General features: G+C 72.6%; 6 protein-coding genes and 2 pseudogenes. 4 read left to right on the top strand and 4 right to left on the bottom strand.

The features are described from left to right. The 3 genes and pseudogenes from BHQ18_RS28675 to BHQ18_RS28665 all read right to left on the bottom strand — a co-directional run. Positions 1 to 251: pseudogene (locus BHQ18_RS28675) on the bottom strand (hypothetical protein); the annotation flags it as partial. Between the two features lie 58 nt (positions 252 to 309). Then, positions 310 to 1,959: a DNA repair helicase XPB gene (locus BHQ18_RS28670; protein ID WP_069417023.1), complete on the bottom strand. Its 1,650-nt coding sequence runs from the start codon at positions 1,957 to 1,959 to the stop codon at positions 310 to 312. A gap of 58 nt (positions 1,960 to 2,017) precedes the next feature. Further along, on the bottom strand, positions 2,018 to 4,312 hold the full coding sequence (locus BHQ18_RS28665; RefSeq protein ID WP_069417021.1) for a helicase-associated domain-containing protein: 2,295 nt from the start codon (positions 4,310 to 4,312) through the stop codon (positions 2,018 to 2,020). 59 nt (positions 4,313 to 4,371) lie between these two features. Between BHQ18_RS28665 and BHQ18_RS28660 the strand changes: the two genes are divergently transcribed. Genes BHQ18_RS28660 through BHQ18_RS28645 form a run of 4 tightly spaced genes read left to right on the top strand, consistent with a single transcriptional unit; the run spans position 4,372 to position 5,952 of the window. Beyond that, entirely contained in the window at positions 4,372 to 4,566 is a 195-nt protein-coding gene (locus tag BHQ18_RS28660; protein ID WP_109789448.1) for a hypothetical protein, read from the top strand. Between the two features lie 2 nt (positions 4,567 to 4,568). After that, positions 4,569 to 5,048: a cyclic pyranopterin monophosphate synthase MoaC gene (gene moaC / locus BHQ18_RS28655; protein WP_084294481.1), complete on the top strand. Its 480-nt coding sequence runs from the start codon at positions 4,569 to 4,571 to the stop codon at positions 5,046 to 5,048. Further along, positions 5,045 to 5,527, top strand: coding sequence for a MogA/MoaB family molybdenum cofactor biosynthesis protein (locus tag BHQ18_RS28650; protein WP_069417019.1), 483 nt, complete (start codon positions 5,045 to 5,047; stop codon positions 5,525 to 5,527). Before moaC ends, BHQ18_RS28650 begins: the two co-directional genes overlap by 4 nt. Next, positions 5,524 to 5,952: a molybdenum cofactor biosynthesis protein MoaE gene (locus BHQ18_RS28645; RefSeq protein ID WP_069417018.1), complete on the top strand. Its 429-nt coding sequence runs from the start codon at positions 5,524 to 5,526 to the stop codon at positions 5,950 to 5,952. The genes BHQ18_RS28650 and BHQ18_RS28645 overlap by 4 nt, the downstream gene beginning before the upstream one ends. A 10-nt stretch (positions 5,953 to 5,962) precedes the next feature. On the opposite strand, the pseudogene BHQ18_RS28640 reads toward BHQ18_RS28645, so the two are convergent. After that, positions 5,963 to 6,541 (bottom strand): annotated as a pseudogene (locus BHQ18_RS28640) (transglycosylase family protein); the annotation flags it as partial.

Below are 6,541 nucleotides of genomic sequence, written 5' to 3'. Positions count from 1 at the left end.
AACGGACCGCTGCCGGAGCCGTAGACCGGGTTCTGGATCTGCGGGACCTGCGGCGGCCCGGCGGGCGGCGGCGCCGGCGGAGCGGCTGGGGCGCTGTCGACGATCATCACGGGCTGGCCCGGCGGCAGCGGTTCGCCCGGTGGCGGTGGCGGGACCGCGGGCTGCGCGCCGGCCGTCGCCGACAATGCCAGCGCGCCCAGGCCGAGCGCGGCGGTGATCAAAGCAGCGGAGGTCCGCTGTCGTCCGGTCATGGGTGTCGAGGCTAGCGTGTCCGGGCGTCCGCCGCGCCCGGCACAGCAGAAACTGCGTCTAGATGGCCGGGCCCAGCAGGTCGTCGGCGTCGTTGATGACGTAGCCGTAGCCCTGCTCGGCGAGGAAGCGCTGCCGGTGCGCGGCGTACTCGGCGTCGAGGCTGTCGCGCGAGACCACCGAGTAGAACACCGCGCCCCCGCCGTCGGCCTTGGGGCGCAACAGCCGCCCGAGGCGCTGCGCCTCTTCCTGTCGCGACCCGAACGTGCCCGAAACCTGCACGGCCACACTGGCTTCCGGGAGGTCGATGGAGAAGTTCGCAACCTTGGACACCACCAGCGTGGAGATCTCGCCGCTGCGGAACTTGTCGAACAGCACTTCGCGCTCGGCCGTCTTCGTCGAGCCCTGGATGATCGGGGCGTCGAGTTCCTGGCCGAGTTCCTCGAGCTGGTCGAGGTACGCCCCGATCACCAGCGTCTGCTCACCCTTGTGCTTGTCCAGGATCGACTTCACCACCGCGATCTTGGTGTGCGCCGTCGAGCACAGTTTGTAGCGCTCCTCGGGTTCGGCGGTGGCGTAGAGCATGCGCTCGTTGTCGGTCATCGTCACCCGCACCTCGATGCACTCGGCGGGGGCGATCCAGCCCTGCGCCTCGATGTCCTTCCACGGCGCGTCGTAGCGCTTGGGGCCGATCAGGCTGAACACGTCGCCCTCACGGCCGTCCTCGCGAATCAGGGTGGCGGTCAGGCCGAGTCGCCGACGCGACTGCAGATCGGCCGTCATCCGGAACACCGGAGCGGGCAGCAGGTGCACCTCGTCGTAGATGATCAGACCCCAGTCGCGGCTGTCGAACAGTTCGAGATGCCGGTACTCGCCCTTGGTGCGCCGGGTGATCACCTGATACGTCGCGATGGTGACCGGCCGGATCTCCTTGCGTTCACCGGAGTACTCGCCGATCTCGTTCTCCGTCAACGACGTCCGGTTGATCAGCTCGCGTTTCCACTGCCGCCCGGCGACGGTGTTGGTCACCAGGATCAGCGTGGTCGCCGAGGCCTTGGCCATCGCGGCGGCGCCGACGAGTGTCTTGCCGGCGCCGCACGGCAGCACCACCACACCCGAGCCGCCCGCCCAGAACGACTCGGTCGCCATCTCCTGGTAGTCGCGCAGGTGCCAGCCGTCCTGGCGCAGATCGATCTGATGTGCCTCACCGTCGACGTAGCCGGCCAGATCCTCTGCCGGCCAACCGATCTTGAGCAGCATCTGCTTGACGCGTCCGCGTTCGCTGTTGTGTACCTGCACGGTGTCGTCGTCGATGCGGGCCCCGAGCATCGGCGCGATCTTCTTGTTGCGCAGCACCTCTTCGAGCACCGCCCGGTCCAGGCTCACCAACGTCAGCCCGTGCGCCGGATGCTTGATCAGCTGCAGCCGCCCGTACCGGGCCATCGTGTCGACGATGTCGACGAGCAGCGGCTGGGGCACCGCGTAGCGGGAGAACGACACCAGCGCGTCGACCACCTGTTCGGCGTCGTGGCCGGCCGCGCGGGCGTTCCACAGCGCCAGCGGCGTGATGCGGTAGGTGTGCACATGCTCGGGTGCGCGTTCGAGCTCGGCGAACGGGGCGATCGCCGCGCGGGCCGCACCCGCCAGCTCGTGATCGACTTCGAGCAGCACCGTCTTATCGGACTGCACAATCAAGGGGCCGTCAGTCATTCTGTCCATTATCCCGACCGCCGTGACATGCCACGGCCGGCTCGGTCGAACCCGCAGGTCAGGCGTGGTCGGCGTCCACCACCGAGGTGATCCGGTGGATCGCGAAGTCCCGGACCCGCCCCGAGGCCGGATCGTAGGCGGTCAGCTGCCCACCGCGGACGTTGATCGGGGCGACCACCCGCTGCGTGGCCACCCCGGCCGGGTCCACGTAGCCGATCACGACCGACGCCTGCAGGTGCGCGGCCTCCTGCAGCTGGGTGATCGCCGCCGCGGGGTCCAGCCGCATACCGCCGGTCGGCGCGGAGGCCACCTTGCGCAGCACCGAGACGATCGCGCTGAGCGTCTGCGGGGTCGGGGTGGGCATCGGCCGGTAGACGCGGCGCCGTCCGGGCGGGGCCGGCACCCGCGCACCGCGGGCCCGGATGTCGACGATCGCTCCGGTCGAGTCCTCGGCGGCCGGCGCGAACCCGGCCTGCCGCAGCGCGGCGAGCACCTCGTTGATCGGCGCCTGCGACACCGCGACCGTCGGTGCGAGCAGCCGCATCTCCAGCGCCTCGGCCGCCGGGGCGGCGACCGCCTGCGCCAGCAGCGCGGCGTCCTCACAGCGCACGAACGACGCCGCCATCCCGACCCGCAGCTGTCCGTGCCGGCGCGCGACATCGTCGATCAGGTACGTCAACCCCTGTGGCACAGGTGTTTTCGAGTGACGACTGAAGAACGCGTGCAGTCCGCCTGCGGTTTTTCCGGTGTCGAGCGCCCGCCGGATCGACGCCTCGCTGATGCGGTACACCATCGCCGCGCCCGCCGACTCGACCGCGGCCACCGCCGCCAGGTCCTCGGCGAGGTCGCGTTGCAGCGGGCCCGGGACGATCACGGTCAGGTCGGCCTGCAGCAGGAAGTGGTCGATGGGGGCGGGCAGCACCTTGTCCATCGCCTTGACGACGTCGTCGGCGGGTTCGCCGGCCAGCAGTGCGCGCGCCGGGGTGGCCAGCGCCCCGCGACCGACCAGGCCCATCGTGTGCGCCTCGTCGAGCAGGTCCCCGACCGGCCCCGGCTGCAGTCGCACGCTCCACCGCGGCCGGTGCCAGATCAGCGCCCGCGCAGCCGACGTCGCGTCCGCCCCGGCGCCGGGCGGCAGGTCGGCGAGCAGGCCCAGCAGCAGCCGCCGATCCAGCGGCGCTGCGGTCGAGAACAACGAATCAGACAGCGCGGCATACGGTTTGCCGTCCACACCGCGGGTGCCGATCAGGCTGGGGCGGCCGTGCAGGTCGAGCCACGCCGTCGCCAGCAGATGCCACTTGGCCGCCGTCGGGGACTCCAGGTACCGGTCGGCCGACACGGTGGGCGCCCAGAACGGGCCGTCACCGGTGTCGGGTTCGGGTTCCGGTGATCCCGCCGAGATCAGCCCGGCCGCGACGGTCACTTCCAGCAGCAGGCCCAGCCGGGTCTCGTCGATGCCGGTGGTCTTGGTCAGCCGCTTCATGTCGCGCACACCGAGGCCGCCGCTGCGCAGTTCGGGAACCGGCGTCACCGACAGCGTCTCGATGAGCACCTCGACCTCGCGCAGCAGGTCCAGGGCGGCGCCGGCGGCCACCGCATCGGCGTCGGCCGCCGTCGTCGTCGCCACCACCGGGTCGGGGTGGGTCAGCTGCACCGGGCCGGGCAGTTCGCCGCGCAGCACCTGACCGACCAGCCGCGGCAGGATCACCGTGTCGGCGTCGATCTGGCGCAGCAGCCCGGCAGCCAGCAGCCGCGGCACGGGCCGGTCCGGCGGCGTGCCGGGCGCCGCGTCGCGGGTGCGTCCGACCGGCGAGCCCTCGAGCAGCTTGCGCAGCAGATCGGACTGGGCCTCGTCGAGCGTCTCGAGCCGGCCGGCGATCTCCTCCGGTGTCGCGCCGGTGTCCTCGACCGTCGCCTGCCCCGGATACCAGGGCAGGCCGCCCGCGGCCTCGGCGGCTACCCGCACGGTCGCGTCGCCCCACACCAGCGCGCGGTCGCGCAGCGCGTCGACCGCGGCGGCGACGGCGGTCTCGGGCGCGCGGTCACCGATCAGCTCGACGAGCTTGGTGACCGGTACGGCGGTGGAGTCGGCGTGCAGCACCAGCAGCGCGTCGAGCACGGCCAGATGCAGGAAGTCGAGGTCGTCGGTGGCGGCCTTGACCGACTGCCGGGCCTGCGCGCGGGCCGCCAACGCGGCGATCGTGCCGGGCGGCGGCTGGGTCAGATCGGGCCGTAGCTCCAGTAGCCGGATGAGCCGCGCGTCGGGCAGATCGGCCAGCCAAGCGCCCAGCGGGATGCTCGGTGCTGATTCCCCGGTCGCTGCGCTCCTGCCCTCCGGAACTTTCTCGGTCATTGCTGACCAGCGTAAAGGAGGACGTCGGTGTCGCCACCGGCCGAGGCATTTGCCACAATGTGGGCGTGGCAGACAACAAAGGGAAGAACCATTATGTCGACCCCGGCTGGCCCGAGGTCGACGGCGACGATCACGCGGTCAGTGAACTGGCCACCGACCGCACCGGCGCGCTCTCGCCCTTCGGCGAGCTGACGTTCCCGCTCCCGGCGGACGACCTGCCGTACGTGCACCCGGTGACGGTCGTCAACCGGTAACGGTGTCCGACCCGGCTCGACTCTCCCACCTCGACGAGTCCGGGGCGGCGCACATGGTCGACGTGACCGCCAAGGACGTCACCAGGCGCACCGCCGTCGCCGCGGGCACGCTGCGCACCACCGCCGACGTCGTCGCGATGATCGCCGCCGGCGGACTACCCAAGGGCGACGCGCTGGCCACCGCCCGCGTCGCCGGGATCCTGGCCGCCAAACGCACCAGCGACCTCATCCCGCTCTGCCATCAACTGGCGCTGACCGGCGTCGACGTCGACTTCGACATCGGTGACGACACCGTCGCCGTCACCGCGACCGTGCGCAGCACCGACCGCACCGGCGTCGAGATGGAGGCGCTGACCGCGGTGAGCGTGGCCGCGCTGACCCTCTACGACATGATCAAGGCCGTCGACCCGGCCGCCGGCATCGACGACATCCGGGTGCTGCGCAAAGAGGGTGGCAAGACCGGCACCTGGACGCGGCCGTGAGCCGGCGGTCCGGCCGCGTCGTGATCGCCTCCACCCGCGCCGCGACGGGGGTGTACGAGGACCGCACCGGACCCGTCATCGTCGACTGGCTCACCGCCCGCGGCATCACCGCCCCCGCGCCCGCGGTGGTGCCCGACGGCAGCGCGGTCGCCGACGCGATCGCGGCCGCGGTGAGCGACGGCGCCGACGTCGTGATCACCTCCGGCGGCACCGGCATCTCGCCGACCGACCGCACCGCCGAGGCCACCGCCGCGCTCGTCGACTACCAGATCCCCGGCCTGGCCGACGCCATCCGGCGCGCCGGCGAGGACAAGGTGCCGACGTCGGTGCTGTCGCGTGGGGTGTGCGGGGTCAAGGGCCGCACGCTGATCGTGAACCTGCCCGGCTCGCCCGGCGGCGTCAAGGACGGCCTCGGGGTGCTCGACGGTGTTCTCGAGCACGCGCTCGACCAACTCCGCGGAAAGGATCACCGGCAATGACCGCCCGCGTGCTGCGCAGCGACCTGTCCGAGCGGCCGATCGACGTCGGCGAGCACGAGGCGCTGGTCGCCGACGCCGGGGCCGGCGCGGTGGTGAGCTTCTCCGGCGTCGTGCGCAACCACGACGGCGGGCGCGCCGTCACCCGGTTGGAGTATTCAGCGCACCCCTCGGCGTCGCAGACCCTGGCCGAGGTGGCCGCCGAGATCGCCGGGGCCGCAACCGGAGTGCGCGCGATCGCGGTCAGCCATCGGGTCGGCGCGCTGGAGATCGGCGACGCCGCGTTGGTCGCCGCCGTGGCCGCCGATCACCGGGCAGCGGCGTTCGAGACGTGCGCACGCCTGGTCGACGTGGTCAAGGAACGGCTGCCGGTGTGGAAGCACCAGTTCTTCGCCGACGGCTCCGACGAATGGGTGAACTCGGCCTAGCGGCCCGCGCTCACGCCGGCGGCAGGACGGGCGCCGGGGCGGCCGGCAGATTCGGCGCCGCACCACCCGGGGCGTCCGGTGTGGTGAGCGGACGCTGGGTCAGCGCGAGCAGCGCGTCCTTCCCGGTGACCTCCTGGGTCTGGATCGCGTGCCAGATCTCCTTGAGGTACGAGACGTTCGGGCTGTCCGGCGCGACCTCGGCGCGGTCGGCCGTCGTGCCCGGCGGCAGGTTCTCGGGACCGACCAGATGCGGCACCTCGACCGGAGCCGGGACGGCCAGCGGATCAACCGGGGCCGGGGCCGGCTGCAGCGGCGCGTCGGCGGTCAGCGACCACAGCTGCGCGCCCGGGGCGTCGGGGGCGACGTCCCAGTTGGCGACGGCCTGCGCCTCGACCGGGGCCAGCGGGTCGACCGGCGGCGGAGGCGGCGGTACGGGCGCGGCCAACGCGTCGAACGGCGCGGGCTCGGGGGCCGGTGCGGGCGGGGCGGGAGGTGGCGGCGGAACAGGTGCGGCCAGCGCATCCACCGGAGCCGGAGCCGGCGGGGCCGGAGCAGGCGGGGGCGGCGGCGGTGGCGCGGGCGCGGCCAG

The sequence above is a fragment of the Mycolicibacterium flavescens genome, from assembly GCF_001722335.1.
Lineage (GTDB): Bacteria > Actinomycetota > Actinomycetes > Mycobacteriales > Mycobacteriaceae > Mycobacterium > Mycobacterium flavescens.
Note: the sequence above shows the minus strand (reverse complement) of the source record. Positions and strands in the feature narration are given on the sequence as shown.